The following is a 21,448-nucleotide window of genomic DNA, read 5'->3' on the forward strand; positions in this document are numbered from 1 at the left end:
CCTAACGTACAACAGACGGCTTTTCCTGATGAGATGTGCGCGTTACAGGTTGCCTCGACGCTCCTGCTCGCGCTCCAGCGCTTCGAACAGCGCCTTGAAGTTGCCGTTGCCAAAGCCGCGGGCTCCTTTGCGCTGGATGATTTCGATGAACAGCGTCGGGCGGTCTACGATCGGCTTGCTGAACAGTTGCAGCAGGTAGCCTTCATCGTCGCGGTCGACCAGGACACCCAGCTTTTTCAGCGCTTCGATATCCTCGTCGATTTCGCCTACGCGCTCCTTCAAGTCCTCGTAGTAGGTGTCGGGCACCGTGAGGAAGTCTACGCCGTTTTCACGCAGTTTCGAGACGGTGTGGATGATATCGTTGGTCAAAATCGCGATATGCTGCACGCCAGGCCCCTTGTAAAACTCCAGAAACTCCTGGATTTGCGATTTGCGGCGGCCTTCTGCCGGCTCGTTGATCGGGAACTTGATGCGGCCTGTACCGTTCTGCATCACTTTGGACATCAGCGCCGAATATTCGGTGGAAATGTCGTCCTCGCTGAAGTTTTGCACAGCCGTAAAGCCCATGACCCGCTGATAATAGCCCACCCATTCATCCATGACTTCCACGTTTCCAACGATGTGGTCGATTCCGATCAGTCCGGTGCTCTCGCCTTTTACCGGAGACTCGTAGGCGGAATAGCCGGGCAGGAAAGGACCGTTGTACTGTTTCCGTTCGATAAAGGAGTGCACGTTCTCGCCGTATGTTCCGATCACTGCTTTTTTCACGGTGCCGAATTCATCGGTGTATTCGGTCGGTTCCATAATCGGGATCGCACCGCGCGAAACCGCCTCGCGGTACGCCTGCTCACAGTCGTCCACGCGCAGGGCCACGTCTTTCACGCCGTCTCCGTGCTTCTTCACGAATTCCGCGATCGGGCTGTCAGGCGTCAAAGCGCCGCTGATGACAAAGGTCATGTGCTTTTGCTTCAACACGTAGGACACCTTTTCGCGCGAGCCTGTTTCCAGTCCGGCATACGCGACCGGTTCAAAGCCGAACGCCTTGGTGAAATAATGCATCGCCTGTTTGGCATTCCCCACGTAAAACTCCAGATAGTCCCAGTCCTGAATCGGGAAAAAATCGGTGTTGCTCATTTGCCTACCCCTCCGCTTTCTTCTCTCTTTGATTATTGTCAGTTTTTTGTGAATTGCGGTGATTTTTCGTTACCTTGAGATTACATGGAAAGCGCTTCCGCATGCAAGAACACGAAATAACGCGAAAACGCGCAAACGCTTTCAACGGTGAAAGCATGCGTGATTTACGTACGCAATCGAGCGCCCGCCTGGTACAATAGAGCCAGCGCAATCCGATCAGGAGGTGGGAAAGTTGGCAGGTTCATGGAGTCAGGAAGCAGCCAGGCAGTGGGATTCGTTTGCCGCCGACTGGCGCAGAAGAAGCGAGCAGATGTGGGAAAAAGGCAGCCGCCGGACGATCCTCCCGTTTTTGCTGCGGCACGTCTCCCCCGGGCAGGGACCGATTCTCGACGCTGGCTGCGGAGATGGCTATGCGAGCTGCAAGCTGGCCGAACTCGGCTATACAGTGGAAGGGATCGACATTGCCGGGGAAATGATTCGCCTTGCACAGGAACGGAGAACCCCTTTCCCGGAACGTGTTCATTTTCAGACAGCCGATGTCAGCAAGTTGCCGTTTGCCGATGACACATTTGCAGCCGGGCTGTCCATCAATGTCGTGGAATTCACCCCTGCTCCGTTGAAAGCTTTGCGGGAGCTGCGCCGCGTACTTGCGCCGGGAGGGATTCTCGTCCTCGGCATTTTGGGTCCGACAGCGGGACCTCGCGCCCACAGCTATCGGCGGCTGTACGAGGAGCAGACGATTCAAAACACGATGATGCCGTGGGAAGCCAAGCAGCTTGCCACAGAAAACGGCTTCGTGCTGCTTGCGGAGGAGCCGGTGTACAAGGAAGGCGTGACACCGGATATCGCGGGGCGCTTGAGCGTGGAGTTGCGGGAGGCAGTCAGCTTTTTGACCTTGTTCGCCCTGCAAAAGCAAACCGACTGATGCCATCGACAAAAGGCCGCTGGAACCCAAAACGGGCGATCCGGCGGCCTTTTGTCTGTTCAGCGGTAGGCGACGTTGCTTTTTTGCATCCAGGCCAGCTTGCTTGCAGTCAGCCGGGCAATCGTCGGCTCCTCTGTTCCGTGGAGCAGTCTGTACAGACGCTGGGTTTCGAGCAAATCGTTGTAGGTCAGATACGGATAGTCCGCTCTCCCGAACGTTCCATTGGGGAAATAAGCATAGTGCAAGTCGCCGTTGGGCAACAGCCAGCGGGTGCCCAGATTGACTACGCCCGCGAGCATTAAATCGGCCAACGTTTTGTCTGCCGGATCGCCAAATTGCAGGTAGCTGCTGTACAAAAAATTGATTTCCGCCAGCTGGTGGTTGAGCGAAACGTGCGTCTTTTTGGCAGGATATTTCGCAGAAGCGTAATCGGCAACGAGCCAGCCTGGCTGCGTTCCGTTCACGACGTAATGGTGGCTCGCGGCGTGCCGATGAAAGTAATCGGCGTATGTTTGTGCCGACTGGCAAAAGGCTTCCTCCGCGTACTGCACGCAGCCACGCAGCATCAAGTCGGCGGCTCCCGTATTGAAGCGGGTATCGTAAAAGCCGTCGGGTATCCCGTAGTCCTCGCTCAGCCACAGCGAGCGGGGAAGCGTCTTCCAGTACCCCTCCGGCTCTTGCTGGAGCAGGCTTGTTTTCAGCATCACATAGCCCATGTTGCGTGCTGCCCTGCTGCCTCCCGTGTACAAAAAGGAGCGCAACACGTAATTTTCGGGAATTCGCCAATACGCGTTCGCGGAAGTCGGCTCGTAGGTCGAGGGACTTTTGTAATAGTAGCCGTCATACAGCCATTTGGCGTTTTGCGTGACATCGAGCGCCAGCCAAATCTGGTCAATCGATTGCTCGCCCCATGGCACGAGCGGTTCTCTCGATTCCAGCGCCCACATCTCGCTCCGATAGCCCGCCTTGATCGGCAGTCTGATTTCCAGCACGATGCCGTTTGTCCGTTGTTTGACCTGGATCGGCAGCGCCAGCTCTGCATGCTCCTCTATGGTGCCCCTGCCTTTTGCGACATAGACGATAGGCTTCCCGAGCCAAATGGATCGTCCCTCTGTTTCCAGAAACCCGGAAGCAAGCGGCAGCGTCTTGACCTGATCCAGCGTCACGGCTTGCCAAACTGGCTGCTTCGCCTCGTTGTACGCCCGGTAGCGAAACACCATGTGCTGGCTGTTGCCCTGAACCGGGACGGTAATCACGTACGGCTTTGCCGTTTTCGTGCCGATAATCTGCTGGCTCCAGTACACGTCTCCGTCGCCAAATGCAAACTCTCGCTTTTTGTACGTGGCGCCGTTTCCTTTGCCGGTGGTTTCTTTCTCGACGGGCTTTTGCCAAGGCGGCGCCGCAGCGGAAGCGAAGACAGAAGCCGGGTCGGGTAAAAAGGTGCATACGGCGATGGCCGTCAGCAAAAGGAGCAAAACGCTGATTTTTCTGACCATGTCATCCCCCTGTCCTGAAGAAAAATTCCTCCATTATCCTTGTTCGAATACAGTAAACTTTTGTATTTATATGAAAATGATACCATATCATTCCTCACGACTCACACGGAAGTCCCGGATTCGCGCTTGGGAAAATGAATACAGAGAGCGATTATTATTTTTAAAATTATCTGATATTTTTAACCTGTGCAACGATTCTTTGTTGATCCGTGGAGGGAACTCATGAACAAAAAAGTCCGTTCCATCGCATCTGCCGCCCTTGCCCTGTCGCTTTTTTCAAGCGGTTCCGCACTCCCCTGGTCGCCAAGGGCCGCCTACGCCGCCCAGACGGATGCGCCTGTTCCGTACTATGGAACTGGCCCCAGCTATGTACAGCCTGCCGAGGTCAAAAAGCTGTTTCCCGATCCGCCGCTCGATTTCGGCACCCCTGGCTTTGCCCCAGGAAAGACCGACTTCACTACCCAGGAAGAAATGCTGGCATACATAAGCAAGCTGGCGAAAACCAGCCAGCACGCCAAGCTGGTCTCGATCGGAACCTCGCTGGAGGGCCGGGACATCCCGCTCCTTTTGTTCAGCAAAGATACGACGACCGTCAAGCAAAACCAGACAAAGCCGCTTGTCTGGCTCCAGGCGCAAATTCACGGCAACGAGCCTGCCGCCGGAGAATCCGCGCTCGTCATCGCCAAATGGCTGGCGGAAGACGCGCTCGGCGAAGACTTGCTCGACAAGGTGAACGTCGCCATCGTCCCCCGGCTCAACCCGGACGGCTCCTATGCGTTCAAGCGCTACATCGCGACCGAACTGGATGCCAACCGCGACTATATGAAGGTCGAATCTCCCGAGGTGCAGGCCGTCCACCAGGCGATTAACGAGTTTCAGCCGGAGGTCATCCTCGACGCGCACGAATACGGCGTCTCCTACAGCCAGTTTGCCCACGTCGGAGAAAAAGGCGCGATTTCCGCTTACGACGTCCTGATCTCTTCCGCGAAAAACCTGAATATTCCCCAGTCGCTGCGCGAACTGTCCGATTCGCTCTTGTTGGTCGATGCGCAAAAAGCGCTGGACAAGGAACAGCTTTCCCACCACGCCTATTTCACGCTCGCCAAGGGCAAGGACGGCAAAGTGACCGCCACCGAGGGCAGCACGGAGACGCGCATCGGGCGCAATGCACTCGGCTTGAAAAACACGCTGACCTTCCTGGTGGAAACGCGCGGCATCGGCATCGGACGGGCCGATTTTGAGCGGCGTGTCTACAGTCAGGCCGTCACGCATGCCGCCATCATCCGGTCCACCGCGGATCATGCCGATACGATCAAGACAGCAGTCGCCCGCGCCCGCGAGGAAGTCACGGAAAAAGGCAGAAAAGCCAACGACAGCGACAAGCTCGTCATCACGAGCGTCAACAAGCTAATTCCCAATCAGTCGCTCGTCGTCGTCGATGTGGCGCAGGCCAAAAAAGTGTCTGTCCCCGTCGACTGGGTCAGCTCGACAGACGCTTATCCCGTGCTGGAGCGCGAACGCCCTACAGCCTACCTCATGCCCCCGGCCTATCACGAGGTGGCCGCCAAGCTACAGAAGCTCGGGGTTCACGTAAGCAAACTGGCCGAAGAGACAACCGTGCCTGTCGAAAGCTACACCGTCAGCGAAAACAACGTAAACACGACGTACGAAAACGGTCATTTTACCAACGAAGTGACGACTAATGTGACCCAGACGACCAAGACCTTCCCGGCTGGCAGCTATGTATTCAGCATGGCCCAGCCAAACGCCAACTTCATCGCCCTGGCCCTGGAGCCGGAATCGGTCGACAGCTATGTCACCTTCAACTTCATTCCGGTCGAAGCCGGGGATGTAGTCCCTGTGTACCGTTACATGCTGGAGCAGCCTTTGCCAGTCGTGGACCCGTCCTAGAACGGGCGGTCCAGCCGCTTGACCTGGCCTTCGCTGGCGCAAAAAAGTCCCTCACCCATGTAGACTGCGGGGAGGGACTTTTCGTTTCACTCAATGAGCAATCCTATTATTTCGACCATACTTTTTTGACTTCTGTCAGGCTGCTTTGCAAAAGCTGGTCCACGACGCCCGCTTCTTTGACGTGTTCCGTCAAATCGTCGTTCAACTCGTCCAAAAGGCCGCGCGCTTCATTGACCTGGCTGGAAACCTCATCGGCAAAACGCTTTTGCTGCTGGATAATTTGCATGACGGCTGCCACTTCTCCGTTGACTTCGTGAAACGCGCGCACGATTCCATCCATTTTCTCGGAGGCTTCCTTGCTGATCGACAGGCCGTTTTTGATCGCATTGCCGCTCTTCTCGCTGTTGGCCAGCGCTTCCTTGGTTTCCTCCTGGATTTTGCCGATCAGCTCGGCAATCGTTTTAGTCGAGTTCGCCGTCATTTCCGCCAGCTTGCGCACTTCGTCGGCCACGACAGCGAAGCCTCGTCCCTGCTCACCGGCACGCGCTGCCTCAATCGCCGCATTCAGCGCGAGCAAATTCGTCTGGTTGGCAATATCGCTGATGACCTTGACGATGCTCGTAATCTCCGAAGATCGCTCTTCCAGGCGGCTCATCGACCGGGACGTGTTGGTCGATTCTTTCTCCAGCTGGCTCATGACTTCGACCACTTCCGTCATCGCCTTTTTGCCTGCCTCCGAGCGCTCGACAGATTCCTTGCAGATGACCGTCAGCCGCTCTCCGCGAACAGAGAGCTGGTTGGCGGACTCATCGTCTTTTTCGTTGATGGCCTGGATCTTCTCTACGACGTCTTTCATTTGGGTGGCCAGGCGAGCAAGCTCGTCATGCTGAGCATTGACCTCATGGTGCTTGGCAATGATCGCCCCCATCTGCTCGTACAGTCCGCGCAGTTCGTCTTTCCACGCTTCCTGCTGTTGTGCTGCGTTCTCTTTTTCCAAGGTTGTCACTGCTGCCGCTGCTGTCTCTTTTTCCGCGAGTCCTTTGTCCTTTTTCCAAAACATCCGCTTCCCTCTCCTTTTGCTTTACTTGTCTCCTCGGCGCGAATACGCGCGGGATTCGATGATCCCAGGGTGTTGCTTCGCGAGACTCAGCAAATTTTCCAAGAAATAGTAGTGTCCCTCCAACAGCTCCACATCCTTGCGCTCAAAGCGCTTCACCTGCAAATACTGCTGCATTTCCAGGGCGTAGCGCTCCAATCTATCGTGAAAGTCGTTGGCGCGAAGCATCTGATCCACTTCCGGATACTCTGCTTTTAACCGTTGGATTTCGCCGTACACTTTGCCGCCCTCCAAAATCATCTGGTAGGCCGTCCGTTCCAGCGAAGCAGCCGTGGCCGCCTCCTGCTCTTCGCGCTCCTCGCGCAAAGCGGACAAGTACGTGATAAAATGGTAGACAGTTAAAAACAGAGGTCCTAAAAATAAAATAATCCCTGCTTTGTACACATGCTGATTGGACAAATTGCTGATGAGCAGGAAAAGGTGAAACAAGATCGCTCCCAACCATACATAGATAATGATCTGGTGATTGATCTTCCCTGCCTTTTGGTGGCGGGAAAAGGCAAAGGTAAGCCCGAGCAGGTAAAAGGCGAGCAACGTAAAGCTGGCCGAGAACAAAGCCATCTCCATATCGACAAGCCAATCTGCGTCGGCGGGAATTTCGATGAAGAATTCAAAAGCGAGCACCAGCAGTGAGAACAGCAACCCCATGATCCAAAACCGGCTGACTTCCGAGTCGTTCCTCCGCCGGGAGCGGTAGCGTTCTGCACGGGATCCCTTCATAACAAGCTCTCACCTCATTGTTCTATGATTCGCCACGATTCTAGCTTTTCCTTTTCCATGCGGCCAAAATCTGACAACGGAGGCGTCTATGACACAAAATCTACCCGGACTCTTCATCTCACGTATGAAAAGCCTGCTTGGACAGGAATACGAAGCGTTCATCGCTTCCTACGATCAGCCCGTCACACACGGCTTGCGGGTCAACCCGCTCAAAGTGGCGCGCGAGCATTTCCTCTCGCTCTCGCCGTTTGCGCTGGAGCCGGTCGCCTGGTGCGCAAACGGATTTCGCTACCGGGAGCAGGACCGTCCCGGCAAGCATCCGTTTCACGCCGCGGGCTTGTACTACCTACAGGAGCCGAGCGCGATGTCCGCAGCCGAGGCGCTCGACGCCAAGCCGGGGGAACGCATCCTCGACTTGTGTGCGGCTCCCGGCGGCAAGTCTACCCAGCTCGCTGCCGGACTGAACGGCGAGGGCTTGCTCGTGGCCAACGAAATTCACCCGGTTCGCGTGAAAGCGCTGGTGGAAAACCTGGAGCGCTGCGGCGTCAAAAACGCCGTCGTGACCAACGAGACTCCCGAGCGGCTACAGGAGCGTTTTCCGCAGTTTTTCGACAAAATTCTCGTCGATGCTCCCTGCTCCGGCGAAGGAATGTTCCGCAAGCTGCCGGAAGCCGTGGAAGACTGGTCGCCGGACAAGGTGACGGAATGCCACCGCATGCAGCAAGATATTCTCGACGCCGCCAGCGCCATGCTCAAGCCGGGCGGAACGCTCGTCTACTCCACTTGTACGTTCGCGCCGCTGGAAAACGAGCAATCTCTCGTCGATTTTCTGGCCCGGCACCCGGAATTTTCCATCGTCCCGCTGCCGCAGCCGGAATGGTTCGCTCCCGGTCAGCCAGACTGGGCACATCCAGCCTGCGAACAGCTTAGCGAGACCGCGCGGCTGTGGCCTCACCGCCTGCAAGGCGAAGGGCATTATCTCGCCAAGCTGCAAAAAAGCGCCGACACCGATGCCGCCCCCCTGGAAACGCCGAAAAAGCGCAAGGACAAACGAACCGTCAAAGCCACTCCCGCCGGACGCAAGGAAGCGCTGGCCGCCTGGCGCGCTTTTGCCAAGGAAGCGATTCCCCAGCTCGCAGACGCGTTTGCCGACGAATCCGCCTTTGTCCTGTTTGGCGAGCAGCTGTATTACTCGCCCATTCCCGAGATGGACTGGGACAAGCTCAAGGTCGCGCGCGTCGGCCTGCATCTCGGTACGGTGAAAAAAAACCGGCTGGAGCCTGCCCATGCGCTCGCGCTCGCCATCACGCCCGCCGAAGCGGCTCGCGTCGCCTCCTACAGCGGGGACGATCCTGACATCCTCCGCTATGTAAAAGGCGAAGCGCTCGTCCGGGACGGGGCCAACGGCTGGACACTCGTCGCCGTCGACGGCTTTTCCATCGGCTGGGGCAAGCAAGCGGAGGGCCAGTTGAAAAACCATTATCCGAAAGGGCTGCGCTGGGTGTAGTTCGCCCGTGCAGACGGCTGGCCTGCCCCTCTGCAACCGCAAAAAAAGCCCGCCAGCTCTCATGCACAAAACCGTGCATGCTCGGCTAGCGGGCTATGGTTGTTTCCCTTTCATTCCAAACGACGTCCTCTGCGGGACGGGTTGTCTACCACCGTCAAGGAACCGTTTTTGATGTAGCGCACTATTTTTGACACGGAGATACCTGTGGCGTTGGCAATCTGCATCGCGTTCGAATTCGGATAGCTCCGCACGTAATTGCGAATCATCCGGTAGTCTTCCATTTCGTTTTGTCCGCAAACGTGGCAGCTGTATTCGTTCGGATTCATTTTGCTTCCGCATTTGAAGCACGTATCGATCATCGCTCGTTCTCCTCGCACCCTGTCCTCTCCCCTATGCGTTCTCGCATAGAGTTGTCTCTTCCCTATATTACCCGCATTCTTCCGGGACGAAAACACGATTTCACCACATCGTCATGAATTGCTGCTCCCTCCCGTTGCCACAACGCCAAAAGGCCCAGACCGCGTGAAGCGAGGCTGGGCCTTTTGGCGTTTTTCGCTCGTATGGATTACCCGCGCGGCTTGCCCGAATCGTGACGGAACGGTCTCGCGCCTTTGGCAGAGCGGCTTGCTCCGCCTCTTCCCGCTTTTTTGGCATCGGCGGGCTTCGCCGTTTTGCCTGCTTTGCGCGCTGCGATCGCCTCTGCCTTTCTGCGGTTTTTCTCATAATGTGCCTGGAGTTCTTCCAGTTCGCGCGCCAGCTTCTTTTTGTAGCCCGGCTTCACCTTGGCCTTTTTCTGCAAAGCTTCGCGAACAGGAGCAAACTGCTTGTCTTTTTCCTTTTGCTGCTCTTTGGCCTGTTGGGCGCGCAGCTCGATGAAGTGGGCTTCGCGCTCCAGCGCACGCTGGCGACGGCCTGCATCCAGGTGGCGTCCAGGCTCCAAAATGCGCTCTTCAATCGCCGCCTTTGTCGCTTTGGCGAAGCGGCTCACCAAGCTTTTCTGGCGCGGGGAAATCAGCGAGATCGCTTTTCCGCTCTGTCCGGCGCGGCCTGTCCGGCCCACGCGGTGAATGTAGCTCTCCACGTCATTCGGCAAATCGTAGTTGATGACGTGCGAGACGCCCTCGACATCCAGCCCGCGCGCGGCAATATCTGTCGCCACCAGGTACTGGAAGCGCATCTCGCGGAACTGCCGCATCAGCTGCTCGCGCTTGGTTTGCGACAAATCCCCGTACAGCGCTTGCGCCGTAAATCCGTTTTCCTGCAAGCGGGCGGTGAGCTGCTGCACGCGCACTTGCGTATTGGCGAAGACGATGGTTAAAAACGGCTGCTCCTGCTCCAGGACGTCCACGAGCGCATCCGTCTTGTCGCTTTGGTTGACCACGTAGTAAAACTGCTCGATTTTTTCCACGGTCTTTTGCTTGCCTTCGATCTTGACGTGCGGCGGTTGCTTCATGAAGCGATGCGCCAGCCGCTTCACCACATCCGGCATGGTCGCAGAAAACAGCAGCACCTGGCGCTGGGAAGGCGTATGGACAATGACTTGCTCCACATCCTCCAAAAAGCCCATCTCCATCATTTTGTCAGCTTCATCCAGCACGAGCGTGGAAATCCGCCCGAAGTGCAGCGAGCCGCGCTTCATGTGATCCAGCACGCGTCCCGGCGTTCCCACGACGATGTGTACCGTCGATTTCAGCTTGCTCAGCTGTCTGTCGATATCCGTTCCGCCGTGCAGGGACAGCACGTTCACATCGAGGTGCTTGCCCAGCTTTTCCACTTCTTTGGCGATCTGAATGGACAGCTCGCGCGTCGGGGTGAGAATCAGCGCTTGAATGTCGCGCTTGCCCGCCTCCAGACGGTTCAGGATCGGCAGCATGAACGCCGCTGTTTTCCCTGTTCCGGTCTGCGCTTGTCCAATCACGTCTTTCCCTTCCAGAATCAGCGGAATCGCTTCCTCCTGAATCGGGGTTGGTTCTTTATAGTACAGGTCTTGAATCCCTTGCATCAGCTCCGGTCGAAAGCCAAAAGACGCAAACGATTTTGCCATCGAATCCACTTCCTTTCACACGCGGTCTTCCGTTTTCGCGCACCCTGGCCTGCATGGACAGCGGATGAACGAAAAGCGGGTACCGTCCCTTGCGGTATCAACCCGTTCCGGTTGCAGCCCTTGCGAAATCCTATCCTATCTATACTAAAGGACTCGAACCAAAAATACAACCGGCCCGTTCGATCCCCCTCGCTTTTTCCCCGGACCGGATCGCTGACAACGCGCGTCACCGGGGGAAGAAGCGGGCGGTACGCCTCTCGCTGGCAAAAGGGCACAGACTTGTCCCGCGCTCAAAAATCAAGCAGGGGATGCAGCCTGCGCCACACCCCCTGCCTCTCTGTCTGGTTTTTATTTGGCCAGCTCGTAAATCGCCTGCGCGTAAATCGCGGTCGCCTTGATAAGGTCGTCGACCAACATGTACTCGTCCCGCTGATGGGCACTGTCCGGACGACCGGGGAACAGCGGCCCGAACGCCACGCCCACGTCCAGCGAACGGCCGTAGGTGGCGCCGCCGATGGCGATGATGCCTGCCTCTTCGCCTGTCTGCTCGGTGTACACCCGTTGCAGCGTCGTCACCAGCGGATGGTTCGGATCGACGCGGTGCGGCGTCAGATGCTCCACGACCTCCAGCTCGAACCCGGCCTCGCCAAAGCGCTCCGCGAGAATCGACGACCAATGCGCAAACGAGATCGAATGCGGGTAACGAATGTTCAGACGGAACAGCGCGTCCCCTTCCGCTTCGTATTCCAGCACGCCCGTATTTACGGTGAGCGCGCCCATCTCTTCGTCGTCATGCGCGATTCCCAGCGCTTCCCCGCCGTGCTGCTTGTGCAGGTAGCGGTCCGCCATCTCTATGTACACGGCTGCGCGCGCGTCGAAAGCGAGCGTCCGCAGGAAGTGAATCAGCTCCGTGCCCGCGTTGACGCCTTTTTTCGGGTCCATTCCGTGTACGGAGACGCCCTCCATGTGCAGAACGACCCAATCGCCTTTTGCCTGTGCCTGCCCTGTTCGTCCGGTCTGTTCCAGGTACGTGCGGTAGCGGTCGATAATCGTCTGGCTGTCGAGGGTCAGCGGCGCGAGTGTCGCCACCGCCTTGTCCGGCACCATGTTCATCCGCAAGCCCGCCTGCAAAGACACAAGCCTGGCTTCCGCCTGCTCCGCTACAGGCTTGCCGAGCTGTTGGAACGCCGCGTACGTCTGGCGCAAGGTCAGGTCGGTCAGACCTTTTTCCGCGTAAATCAGGGGAAAATCCGCGTCAGGCGTAAAGCCCATCGTCGGCATTTCCTCGGTTTCAAAGTACGTTTTGACGCATTGCCAGCTGGACTCTTCATCCGTTCCGAAAATAAGGCGCACGCGCTTCGAGAGCGGAAGTCCCAGGTCCAACACCACTTTGGCCGCAAAAATCGCCGCCATCGTCGGTCCCTTGTCGTCAATCGCTCCGCGCGCCACGAGCTTGCCGTCCACGATCTCGGCCGCATACGGCGGGCTGCTCCAGCCGTCTCCCTCCGGCACGACATCGACGTGGCTCAAAATGCCCACCAGCTCTTCTCCTTGCCCGAATTCGGCATGAGCGGCATAGCCGCGCACATCCTTTGTCTTCATCCCGGCCTTTTCGCATACGTCCAGGGCAAAGTCCAGCGCGGCGCGGATGCCTTCGCCAAACGGCGCTCCCTCGCGAGCGGAAGCTGGATCGAGCACGCTTTTGATCCGCAAAAACTCTTGGGTGGCGGCAATCAGCTCATCCTTGCGCTTGTTTGTTTCCTCTAGCCAATTGATGGTCGTCATCTTCGTTTTCGTTCCTTTCGTTTGGACTGCCGTCCATCAGTCCTGCTTCGATGTCCAGATCCAGCTCGACCAGGGAGAGAAGCGATTCCATCGGCACTTCCTTTTTCGTAAACTCGGCCTGTGCTTCCTTGATCTCGTCGCGGATGTTGTTCATTTCGCTGTCCAGCTTGTACGATGCCTTGGCCGCCTCAAACAGGCGCTGGCGAATGTTCGACGGAATGATTCCCTCGTATTTGTAATTCAGCGAGTGTTCAATCGTCGCCCAAAAGTTCATGCCGAGTGTACGAATTTGGATTTCCACCGGAATCGTCACCTGACCGCCCGCCATCATGATCGGATATTCGACCGCCAGATGATAGCCGCGGTAACCGCTTTCTTTTGGCGTGGAGACATAGTCTTTTTCCAAATAGACGCGCATGTCTCCCCGCTTGCGGATCATCTCGACCACGGCGGGAATATCGTCGATAAACTGGCAAATGACACGAATGCCCGCGATGTCCCTGATCTCCCAGCAGATGTTTTCGTCAATCGGAAATTGCAGGCGGTTCGCCTTGTTGTAAATGCTCGGGATTGATTTCACTCGTCCGACGGCAAACTCGATAGGCGAATGCTCCTTGCGCTTGCGCAACTCGTTGCGTATATTTTTAATTTTGACTTTGATTTCTTCTACAGCTTGCTCGAACGGCAGCAAATAAAGTTCCCAATCTAGTTTGTGCACGCTTACGTCCCTCCGGCCCGAAACTCTCCATCGTCCTTATCATTCAACATTTTGTGTGAGATATCCTTCCCCCATACAAAAAGAGCCGGGAAAACGAGCATATCCCGGCTCTTTCTCTTTACTCGATATGTCGCCTCCGATTACTTGAGCACAAAGGCAGCCAGCGACCCGCGCAGTTCGTCCGCGAGCTTCGCCAGTTGGTCGGCCGATTGGGCGATCAGTTCCATCGCTGCGCTCTGCTCTTCCACCGCGGCAGAGATGCTCTGCACGCCAGCCGTTGCCTGAACGGACGCAGCCGATACTTCCTTGGCGACCACGACGACCTGCTGGGCATCCGGCGCCATCCGCGCGAAAGCGTCGCTGACCCGATTGATCTCCGCAGAGACGCGCAAAATATTTTGCTCGATCCGCTGGAACATTTCCCCCGATTGGCGAGCCGTTTTCATCCCGTGAGCGGTCGTCTCTGCCCCCTCTGCCATTTTCGCCACGACGATCATCGTGTCGTTTTGCACGTCGTTAATCATCCGCACGATTTGCTGCGCGGCTTCATTGGTCCCTTCCGACAGCTTGCGGACCTCCCCGGCAACGACCGCGAAGCCTTTCCCGTGCTCCCCGGCGCGCGCCGCCTCGATAGCCGCATTCAGCGCGAGCAAGTTCGTCTGTCTGGCAATCTCCGTAATGACCGAAATAATCCGGGAAATATCCTGCGAGCGCTGCTCCAGCACGCGAATGACTTTCGTGGCGGCCTCCACGGAGCGATTGATTTCCTCCATGCTGAGAATGACTGCCGTCACGGCCTCCCTGCCTTCTTCGGCGTGCTGCTTCATCTCGGTGGAGGACAGGTTGACTTGCCGCACATTCTCGGTGACGCCCGCTACATCATTCGTCAGATCAACCGCCAGATGGAGCGTCTGACCCATTTTTTCCATCTGGCTTTCGCTCGTCGCCGCCACCTGCTCGACGACCTGGACAATTTGCTCGCTGGATTGGGCGATCTCATTGGTGTTGCCGTGAATTTCCCTGACCGCATTCGCCACGGAAGCGGCGGCTTGCCCGACCTGCAAAAGAATGCCGTGCAGCTGCTGTTGCATCGTGAACAGCGAGCGGGCCAGCTCGCCCAGCTCGTCTTTGCGCTTCAACAGCTTGTCGGGAACAACCGTAGTGAAGTCACCCTGGCCAATCCGCTCCGCCACGCGCAGCATCCCGCTGAAGGAGCGACGCAGCCATCGCGCCGTATAGAGCGAGATCGCCACGATGACCAGCAGGACGACGCCGTTAAAAACGATCATCGCGGTTTGAATACGAGTAGGCCCTGCCAAAATTTCCGTCATGTCGATCTCGGCCAGAATGGCCCACGTGTGCTTGGCTACTTTTACCTGGTCGAACGAAACCAAAACAGGCTGCCCGCGAAAATCGACGCTCTGTTCTGTCCCCGCATACCCTTCCGCCTGGAAGACTCGCTCAACGATCGGCGTATCGACGGTCTGCTGCAAAATCGTCTCCTGGCCGCTGCCGAGCTGGGATCGCATCAGCTTGTCCGGCCCGACGAGATAAATTTTCCCCGTCTCCCCCAGCCCCTCGCGCTGGTTCAGAAGGCGGGAAATATAATCGAGCGGCACTTCTACGACGAGCTGCCCCATCATGTAGCCTTTTTCATAAATCGGAGCGGCAATGTAGACGCCTGGCACGTTTCCCGACGGTTCGTACCTGCCCAGGTCAGATACTTCCGCACTCTGGCCCTTCGCGACTTGCTGGACGGTTTGCCCCAGCACAGAGTTGGCGTGCGGTCCCGTCAACAAATTCGTGCCGAAGTCGGACTGCGGCTTCGTCTCGTAGACGATCTCGCCCGTCTCGTTGAGCAAATAGGCGTTGGAAAAGCCGTAGCGCGCGACCTCCATCTTCAGTTCCTTGGCGTAGGCAAGCTCTGCTTCCTGATAGGCAGCGGATTCCCTGCCCCCCTGCCACAATTCCTGAAAGGAAGAAAGCGCAGAGATCACGGTTCCCGAAGCAGCCAGCGTATCGACATTTTTGGTGCGCTCCCGAAAGTAATTCTCCACCTGCTCCTTGTTGCTGAGCCGCAATGCTTCCAGCTTGGCCGCACTGCTATCCAGCAATTCCCGTTTGGTCTCCTGATAAGCAAACACACCTGCCGCCGTTAACGGTATAATACTTGCGACTAAGAGCACAATCAGTACGCGCGCGCCCAGCTTCATGGAAAAGCCCCCCATTTTCGAACATTCATCTCTGATTCAATATTCTCTATATTTTTATTATTATTACGAATATAGTACCAGAAAAGAAAAAAGGAAGGCTATACCAAAGTATCAGGCGGTCTCGAAAATCATGGCGATTTCGTCGCACATCGGCAGTTTGGAACAGTTGATGCAGTCTTTCCACACCTTCTGCGGCAATGTTTCCTTCGCCACGATCCAGAACCCGCATTTTTCAAAAAACGTTTTTTGATACGTCAAGGCAAGCACCCGCTTGATTCCCAACTGGCGGCACTGTTCGACCAAATGCAGAACGAGGTGCTTGCCCACGCCCATGCCCTTTGCTTTTTCAGCAATTGCCAGCGAGCGAATTTCGGCCAAATCCTCCCACAAAATATGCAAACCGGCTACTCCCACTACTGTATCTCCATCATGAGCGACGATAAATGACTGCAAATTTTCACAGACAGACAGTTTCGTACGCGGCAGCATCAATCCTTGTTGTGCATATTCATTAATGATTTCCAGCATGGCATCGACGTCCACCATCCTGGCCTGACGTACCGTCAGCGCTTTTGCAACGCTCATTGTACACTCCTCCACCCCACGCTCATACGGCTCGGTATGATTAAATAATTATTCATTATTGTATATAAATATACATTCGACTCTTCCAGAAGTCTATCCCTTTTTTGCGCTTTTTCACGGGGGATGTGCGGAAAATTCTTTTGTAAGTAAGGGTTATGGTATAATCAAGCAAACGACCAAGCAAACGAAGCAGAGGAGGTATTATCTTTTTGACGACAAGACGGGAGAGAAAAAAGCGGGAAACCCGCGAAAAAATATTCAATGCCGCGATCAAGCTGTTCAAGCTGCACGGCTTTGAAGCCACGACCATCGACATGATCTCGGAAGAAGCAGACGTCGCGCGCGGCACCATTTTTCTGCATTTCACCTCAAAGGAAGCGATCCTTGCGAACTGGGGATACGAGCGGCTCCATGAAATTGAGGAGCGCCGTCAGGAATGGGATTACGGCGACGATTGCAAGGCCAAGGTTTTGCGGATTTACAAGATCATGAACGAGGTGACGATCACGAATTTTGACTTCATCAAAGTGGTCGTGGAATCGTCGATGAAGCATCGCAAAGTGCTGGAGAACGAAAAGAACATGTACTTCGAGCTGCGGCAGCTGTTTGCCGACCTGATTGAGGAAGCACAGGAAAAACAGCAGTTGAAGGCCAAGTTCAACCCGCTGGTGGCGGCAAACATGCTGGAAAATATTTACTACAACGCTCTGTACGACTGGGTGCGCAGCGAAGGAGCATGGGCACTGGAAGAAATTATGGAAGAGAAGGTTTCGATCGTATTCGAAGGGCTGGTCGTGGATTAATCCAAGCGATCGGCCCTTCGAGTTGTACGGGAGGTTTTTGTTGCGGGAGCAAGGACATTTCCCTATGATGAAGAAGAGCTTTTTTATTGACCTTGGAGGTAATGACATTCACATGCGAAATGGATTAAAGCGAGAAGATATAGAGCTGTTGGCTCCTGCCGGCAACTGGGACTGTTTGAAGGCCGCTGTCGCGAATGGGGCCAACGCCGTCTTTTTCGGGGTAGAAAAGTTCAACGCACGCGCACGCGCGGAGAACTTCCGCATGGCTGAGCTGCCTGAGATTATGGCGTATTTGCATATGTACGGCGTCAAAGGCTTTCTGACCTTTAATATTCTCGTGTTCGAAAACGAGCTGGAGGATGCGCGCGAGCTGATCGACGCCTGTATTCACGCCGGGGTCGACGCGGTGATCGTCCAGGACCTCGGTCTCGTGAAGCTGATTCGCGAAATCTCCCCCGACTTCCCCATCCACGGCTCCACGCAGATGACGATCACTTCGCCGGAAGCGGTCGAATTCACGAAGCCCTTCAACATCGAACGGGTCGTGCTGGGCCGGGAAAATTCGCTCAAGGAAATCAAGAAGATCGGGGAAAAAGCGAAGCTGCCTATGGAGGTGTTCGTCCACGGCGCGCTGTGCGTCTCCTACTCCGGCCAATGCCTGACTTCGGAGATGTGGGGCGGACGCTCGGCCAACCGCGGCGAATGCGCCCAGGCTTGCCGACTGCCGTACGATCTGATGGTGGACGGCGTGCAAAAGGACATGGGCAACATCGCGTACCTCCTCTCGCCCAAAGACCTGGCTGCCATCGACCTCGTTCCTGAGCTGATCGAGGCGGGCGTGACTTCGTTCAAAATCGAAGGCCGCCTGAAAACGCCGGAGTACGTAGCGAACGTGGTGAGCAAGTACAACGCAGCCATCGAGCGCTACTTTGCCGGAGAGGACACGGGTCCGACCGAGACCGAGATTCGCGAGCTGCAGCAAAGCTTTTCTCGCGGCTTTACCCATGGATTTTTGGAAGGAACGAACAACAAGCAGCTCGTGGACGGATCGTTCCCGAAAAGCCGCGGCGTCTTTTTGGGCACCGTGAAAAAGCTGCTGGCATCCAGCGTGCTCGTCGAGATTGTCGCTCCCGTCAAACGCGGTGACGGCATCGTGTTCGACGCGGGCGATCCGACGCAAAAAGAAGAAGGCGGACGCGTCTACGATATTCTCTCCCGCGGCAAAAAGGTGGAGGGCGAGGTCGAAAAAGGCTTGTACGAGATCGTCATGGGCCGAAACGACGTCAACCTGAAGCGGCTCCATGTGGGCGACCGCGTCTGGAAAACGAGCGACCCGGAGTTGGATCGCCGCCTGCGCAAAACGTTTGAAACGGAAAAGCCGTACCGCACCTTCCCGCTGGCCGTGCACGTCAGCGGCAAGCTGGGTGATAAGCTCAGCATCACCTGGGTAGACAAACAAGCGAACCACGCCGTGACCGTCCCTTCGGAAAAGCCGCTGGAGGCTGCCATGAAGCGACCGTTGACGCATGAGTTGCTGCACGACCAATTGAGCCGTCTGGGCGGAACGATTTTCCATCTGGATGCGCGCGATCTGACCGTCAACCTGGACGGTGACTTGATCGTGCCGGTCAGCGAGCTGAACCGGATGCGGCGGGAAGCCGTGGAGCAGCTCGTCTACTTGCGCTCCAAGCCGCCTGTCTACCTCCATCGCGACGTGAACGTGTACGCGGACGTGCCTCGCACACAGCCGGTGGAAAAGCCGATGCTGACCGCGCTGTGCCGCTCGCTTGAGCAGTTGGAGGCGGCAGCGCAGACGGACGTCGATTTCCTTTACGCAGACTTCGAGTTTGTCAAGCAGTATCCGGAGGGCGTCAAACTGGCACACAAGTACGGGAAAAAAATCGGGATTGCAACGATGCGCATCCACATGCCGGACGAAAACGGCGTGCTTGCCCTGATCGCCAAAAGCAAGCCGGACGCGATTCTCGTGCGCAACACCGGGGCACTCTACTATTACCTGTCCCGCAAGGATGAGATCGACATCCCGCTGATCGGCGATTTTTCCCTGAACGTGGCCAACCACAAAGCTGTCGAGCTGTTTCTCGAAGCGGGCCTGACGCGGGTCACGCCTTCGTACGATTTGAACATCCAGCAGATGGTCGACCTGCTCCGGCACGCAAACGCGGCCAAAATGGAGCTGGTCATCCATCAGCATATGCCGATGTTCCACACCGAGCATTGCGTCTACTGCACCTTCCTGAGTGAGGGGACCGATCATACCAACTGCGGAACCCCTTGCGAGACCTCTCGCATCTCGCTCAAGGATCGCGTCGGCTTCTCCCACCCGGTGCGGGTCGATACCGGCTGCCGCAACACGGTGTACAACGCCATCGACCAGTCAGGCGCGGAGTATTTGAACGAATTCCGCTCCCTTCATGTCGGCAGCTACCGCATCGAGTTTTTGGAGGAAGAACCGGAGCGCGTGCGCGAAGTCATCCGCCTGTACCGTCAGGCCCTGCGCGGGGAAGTGAGCGGCACACACGTCTGGCGCACGCTGAAAGCAACCAACCAGCTTGGCGTCACGCGTGGACAGCTGACCAAATAACTAGCGGCGTTTTTGGAGAGGAGGCCAACCATGGCAGATTTGAAAGAGGCAACCCAGGAAAATTTAGCCGTGCTGATCGAGGGCATCAAGACCAAGCTGAACATGGCGAACACCGCCGTCATGCGCGCGGAAGATTTTGACCTCGCTCATTACGAGGATCTTTTGTACCTGTACAACATGGTGCAGAAAAAAACGGCGTTCGGCATCAACGAGATGACGGCGATCGTCGAAGAATTGGGCGCAATGCGAAAGCAGCCCTAAGAAGGAAGATCGGAAGACAAAAAAGCGTCGCTTCCCCAGCCGGAAGCGACGCTTTTTGACGTTTGGGTTGTCGGGTTACGAGGGCTGGGGCACTCGCTTGTTCGAGGCCAGCTTTTCCGGGCGCGGTGTGTGGTTGCGCAAAAAAAGCGCCAAAACCAGGGCGATGACGGTGAACAGCGTGGCGATCCAGAAGGCGTCATTCGTCCCCATGGCGATTCCTTGCTTCGCGGCCAGCTCCATCTGGGCCCGATCAGCCGGATGGAGGTGCTGGCTTCTGACGATCTCCGCCGTGTGGGCTGCGCTTTTCGTCGTCATGATCGTGACAAACAACGCTGTCCCGAGCGCTCCCCCGATGGCGTTGACCGTGTTGGACATGGCCGTCCCGTGGGGATTCAGCCGCAGCGGCAGCGCATTCAGCCCGGATGTCATCACCGGCATCATCAGCATGGACAACCCGAACATGCGCACTGTATACAGCGTGACCAGATAGCTGTAGCTCGTAGAAAGGCTCAGCTTCGTAAAGCCGTAGGTCGTGACGATCGTGATGACGAGTCCGATCCAGACCAGCCATTTCGGGCCAAACTTGTCAAACAGCCTCCCAGTAACCGGAGACATGATGCCCATGAGGATGCTCCCCGGCAAAAGCAGCAACCCTGACTGCACAGGAGTGAAGTGCAAGATGTTTTGCACGTAGACTGGAAGCAGGATCATGCCCGAGTAGAGCGACATGTTGACCAGCAGGCTGATGAGTACCGCCAGCGTGTACGCCGGAGTCTGGAAGATGCGAAACTCCAGCATCGCATGGTCGATGGAAAGCTGGCGCCAGACAAAGGCGGCCAGGCTGATACAGCCGACGAGCAGCATGAGGATGACCTCGGCGCTTCCCCAGCCCGCTCCGCCTGCCGTGCTGAAGCCGTACAGCAGTCCGCCGAAGCCGATCGTCGACAGAACGACTCCCCGGAAATCCAGCTTCGGATTGGCGGTCTCGGTCACGTTTTTCAGGACGAAAAACGATGTGAGCAAAACGATCAAGGCAATCGGCAAAACGACGAAAAACAGCAGGCGCCAGGAGTAATGTTCGACGATCCAACCGGACAAGGTCGGACCAATCGCCGGCGCAAATACCATGGCAATGCCGACGATCCCCATGGCGGAGCCGCGCCGCTCTGCGGGAAACAGGTTGAAAATGACGTTGGTCATGAGCGGCATGAGGATGCCTGCCCCCGCTGCCTGCACGACTCGCCCGAGCAGCATGATGACAAAGCTGGGGGCGATGCCGCAGGTGAGCGTTCCGGTGGCAAAAAGGCTCATCGCGGCAATAAACAGTTGCCGGGTTGTATATTTTTCCATCAGAAAGGCGGTGGTCGGGATCAGGACACCGTTGACGAGCATGTAGATGGTAATCACCCATTGCGCGGTCGAGGTGGTGATCTGGAACTGCTCCATCAACTTGGGCAGGGCGACGTTTAAGAGCGTCTGGTTCAGCAGAGCCGCAATCGCACCTGCGATGATGACGCCGAGTATGGGTCCCGGACGGATGTTTGCTTCTTTGACTCCCTGCTCGCTTGCCATGCACAATTCCCCTTTTTTGGTTCTGGTTTATCGGCTGCATTTGCGTGGATTG

General features: G+C 56.5%; 17 protein-coding genes. 6 read left to right on the forward strand and 11 right to left on the reverse strand.

Translation table 11 applies throughout. The features are described 5' to 3' along the window. Nucleotides 1-42 precede the first annotated feature (42 nt). A complete protein-coding gene (gene hppD / locus ACTHO6_RS07485; RefSeq protein WP_440240903.1) occupies nt 43-1,134 on the reverse strand; it encodes a 4-hydroxyphenylpyruvate dioxygenase in 1,092 nt (363 codons plus the stop codon). Nucleotides 1,135-1,366: 232 nt separating this feature from the next. Here hppD and ACTHO6_RS07490 point away from each other — a divergent pair, with 232 nt between their 5' ends. After that, complete coding sequence (locus ACTHO6_RS07490; protein WP_440240904.1) at nt 1,367-2,059, forward strand: class I SAM-dependent methyltransferase; 693 nt, start codon at nt 1,367-1,369, stop codon at nt 2,057-2,059. Between the two features lie 59 nt (nt 2,060-2,118). On the opposite strand, the gene ACTHO6_RS07495 is transcribed toward ACTHO6_RS07490, so the two are convergent. After that, complete coding sequence (locus tag ACTHO6_RS07495; protein ID WP_440240905.1) at nt 2,119-3,555, reverse strand: hypothetical protein; 1,437 nt, start codon at nt 3,553-3,555, stop codon at nt 2,119-2,121. Between the two features lie 222 nt (nt 3,556-3,777). Between ACTHO6_RS07495 and ACTHO6_RS07500 the strand changes: the two genes are divergently transcribed. After that, nucleotides 3,778-5,466: a M14 family metallopeptidase gene (locus tag ACTHO6_RS07500; RefSeq protein WP_440240906.1), complete on the forward strand. Its 1,689-nt coding sequence runs from the start codon at nt 3,778-3,780 to the stop codon at nt 5,464-5,466. A 106-nt stretch (nt 5,467-5,572) separates the two neighbouring features. Here ACTHO6_RS07500 and ACTHO6_RS07505 read toward each other — a convergent pair whose 3' ends face one another. Both ACTHO6_RS07505 and ACTHO6_RS07510 read right to left on the reverse strand, forming a co-directional pair. Next, nucleotides 5,573-6,526 (reverse strand): methyl-accepting chemotaxis protein, encoded by a 954-nt coding sequence (locus ACTHO6_RS07505; protein ID WP_440240907.1) that lies wholly within the window; start codon nt 6,524-6,526, stop codon nt 5,573-5,575. A gap of 21 nt (nt 6,527-6,547) precedes the next feature. Further along, nucleotides 6,548-7,303 (reverse strand): hypothetical protein, encoded by a 756-nt coding sequence (locus tag ACTHO6_RS07510; protein ID WP_440240908.1) that lies wholly within the window; start codon nt 7,301-7,303, stop codon nt 6,548-6,550. Nucleotides 7,304-7,391: 88 nt separating this feature from the next. Here ACTHO6_RS07510 and ACTHO6_RS07515 point away from each other — a divergent pair, with 88 nt between their 5' ends. Continuing rightward, nucleotides 7,392-8,810, forward strand: a complete 1,419-nt coding sequence (locus ACTHO6_RS07515; protein WP_440240909.1) for an RsmB/NOP family class I SAM-dependent RNA methyltransferase — start codon at nt 7,392-7,394, stop codon at nt 8,808-8,810. A gap of 110 nt (nt 8,811-8,920) precedes the next feature. Here the strand turns inward: ACTHO6_RS07515 and ACTHO6_RS07520 are convergent, their stop codons facing one another. From ACTHO6_RS07520 to ACTHO6_RS07545, 6 genes are all read right to left on the reverse strand, one after another. Next, nucleotides 8,921-9,187, reverse strand: a complete 267-nt coding sequence (locus ACTHO6_RS07520) for a hypothetical protein (protein WP_440240910.1) — start codon at nt 9,185-9,187, stop codon at nt 8,921-8,923. A 188-nt stretch (nt 9,188-9,375) separates the two neighbouring features. After that, complete coding sequence (locus tag ACTHO6_RS07525) at nt 9,376-10,854, reverse strand: DEAD/DEAH box helicase (RefSeq protein ID WP_440240911.1); 1,479 nt, start codon at nt 10,852-10,854, stop codon at nt 9,376-9,378. Between the two features lie 348 nt (nt 10,855-11,202). Continuing rightward, a complete protein-coding gene (pepV, locus tag ACTHO6_RS07530) occupies nt 11,203-12,639 on the reverse strand; it encodes a dipeptidase PepV (protein ID WP_440240912.1) in 1,437 nt (478 codons plus the stop codon). Beyond that, on the reverse strand, nt 12,593-13,357 hold the full coding sequence (locus ACTHO6_RS07535) for a GTP pyrophosphokinase (protein WP_440240913.1): 765 nt from the start codon (nt 13,355-13,357) through the stop codon (nt 12,593-12,595). Before ACTHO6_RS07535 ends, pepV begins: the two co-directional genes overlap by 47 nt. Before the next feature lie 140 nt (nt 13,358-13,497). Continuing rightward, nucleotides 13,498-15,570 carry a methyl-accepting chemotaxis protein gene (locus ACTHO6_RS07540; protein WP_440240914.1) on the reverse strand — a complete coding sequence of 691 codons (2,073 nt, stop codon included), beginning with the start codon at nt 15,568-15,570 and terminating at the stop codon, nt 13,498-13,500. A 111-nt stretch (nt 15,571-15,681) separates the two neighbouring features. Next, a complete protein-coding gene (locus tag ACTHO6_RS07545) occupies nt 15,682-16,155 on the reverse strand; it encodes an N-acetyltransferase (RefSeq protein ID WP_440240915.1) in 474 nt (157 codons plus the stop codon). Nucleotides 16,156-16,364: 209 nt separating this feature from the next. Between ACTHO6_RS07545 and ACTHO6_RS07550 the strand changes: the two genes are divergently transcribed. From ACTHO6_RS07550 to ACTHO6_RS07560, 3 genes are all read left to right on the forward strand, one after another. Beyond that, nucleotides 16,365-16,958 (forward strand): TetR/AcrR family transcriptional regulator, encoded by a 594-nt coding sequence (locus tag ACTHO6_RS07550; protein WP_440240916.1) that lies wholly within the window; start codon nt 16,365-16,367, stop codon nt 16,956-16,958. A gap of 112 nt (nt 16,959-17,070) precedes the next feature. Next, nucleotides 17,071-19,563: a DUF3656 domain-containing U32 family peptidase gene (locus ACTHO6_RS07555; RefSeq protein ID WP_440240917.1), complete on the forward strand. Its 2,493-nt coding sequence runs from the start codon at nt 17,071-17,073 to the stop codon at nt 19,561-19,563. 30 nt (nt 19,564-19,593) lie between these two features. Next, nucleotides 19,594-19,824, forward strand: a complete 231-nt coding sequence (locus ACTHO6_RS07560; RefSeq protein ID WP_440240918.1) for a DUF1128 domain-containing protein — start codon at nt 19,594-19,596, stop codon at nt 19,822-19,824. 75 nt (nt 19,825-19,899) lie between these two features. Here ACTHO6_RS07560 and ACTHO6_RS07565 read toward each other — a convergent pair whose 3' ends face one another. Continuing rightward, nucleotides 19,900-21,396, reverse strand: coding sequence for a DHA2 family efflux MFS transporter permease subunit (locus ACTHO6_RS07565; protein ID WP_440240920.1), 1,497 nt, complete (start codon nt 21,394-21,396; stop codon nt 19,900-19,902). Nucleotides 21,397-21,448: the final 52 nt, after the last annotated feature.

The organism is Brevibacillus sp. SAFN-007a, assembly GCF_051967035.1.
GTDB lineage: Bacteria > Bacillota > Bacilli > Brevibacillales > Brevibacillaceae > Brevibacillus.

Coding starts and splice junctions, on each gene's coding strand:
- hppD (WP_440240903.1), bottom strand. CDS start 1,134: ATGAGCAACACCGATTTTTTCCCGATTCAGGACTGGGACTATCTGGAG.
- ACTHO6_RS07495 (WP_440240905.1), bottom strand. CDS start 3,555: ATGGTCAGAAAAATCAGCGTTTTGCTCCTTTTGCTGACGGCCATCGCC.
- ACTHO6_RS07500 (WP_440240906.1), top strand. CDS start 3,778: ATGAACAAAAAAGTCCGTTCCATCGCATCTGCCGCCCTTGCCCTGTCG.
- ACTHO6_RS07505 (WP_440240907.1), bottom strand. CDS start 6,526: ATGTTTTGGAAAAAGGACAAAGGACTCGCGGAAAAAGAGACAGCAGCG.
- ACTHO6_RS07510 (WP_440240908.1), bottom strand. CDS start 7,303: ATGAAGGGATCCCGTGCAGAACGCTACCGCTCCCGGCGGAGGAACGAC.
- ACTHO6_RS07515 (WP_440240909.1), top strand. CDS start 7,392: ATGACACAAAATCTACCCGGACTCTTCATCTCACGTATGAAAAGCCTG.
- ACTHO6_RS07525 (WP_440240911.1), bottom strand. CDS start 10,854: ATGGCAAAATCGTTTGCGTCTTTTGGCTTTCGACCGGAGCTGATGCAA.
- pepV (WP_440240912.1), bottom strand. CDS start 12,639: ATGACGACCATCAATTGGCTAGAGGAAACAAACAAGCGCAAGGATGAG.
- ACTHO6_RS07540 (WP_440240914.1), bottom strand. CDS start 15,570: ATGAAGCTGGGCGCGCGCGTACTGATTGTGCTCTTAGTCGCAAGTATT.
- ACTHO6_RS07545 (WP_440240915.1), bottom strand. CDS start 16,155: ATGAGCGTTGCAAAAGCGCTGACGGTACGTCAGGCCAGGATGGTGGAC.
- ACTHO6_RS07555 (WP_440240917.1), top strand. CDS start 17,071: ATGCGAAATGGATTAAAGCGAGAAGATATAGAGCTGTTGGCTCCTGCC.
- ACTHO6_RS07560 (WP_440240918.1), top strand. CDS start 19,594: ATGGCAGATTTGAAAGAGGCAACCCAGGAAAATTTAGCCGTGCTGATC.
- ACTHO6_RS07565 (WP_440240920.1), bottom strand. CDS start 21,396: ATGGCAAGCGAGCAGGGAGTCAAAGAAGCAAACATCCGTCCGGGACCC.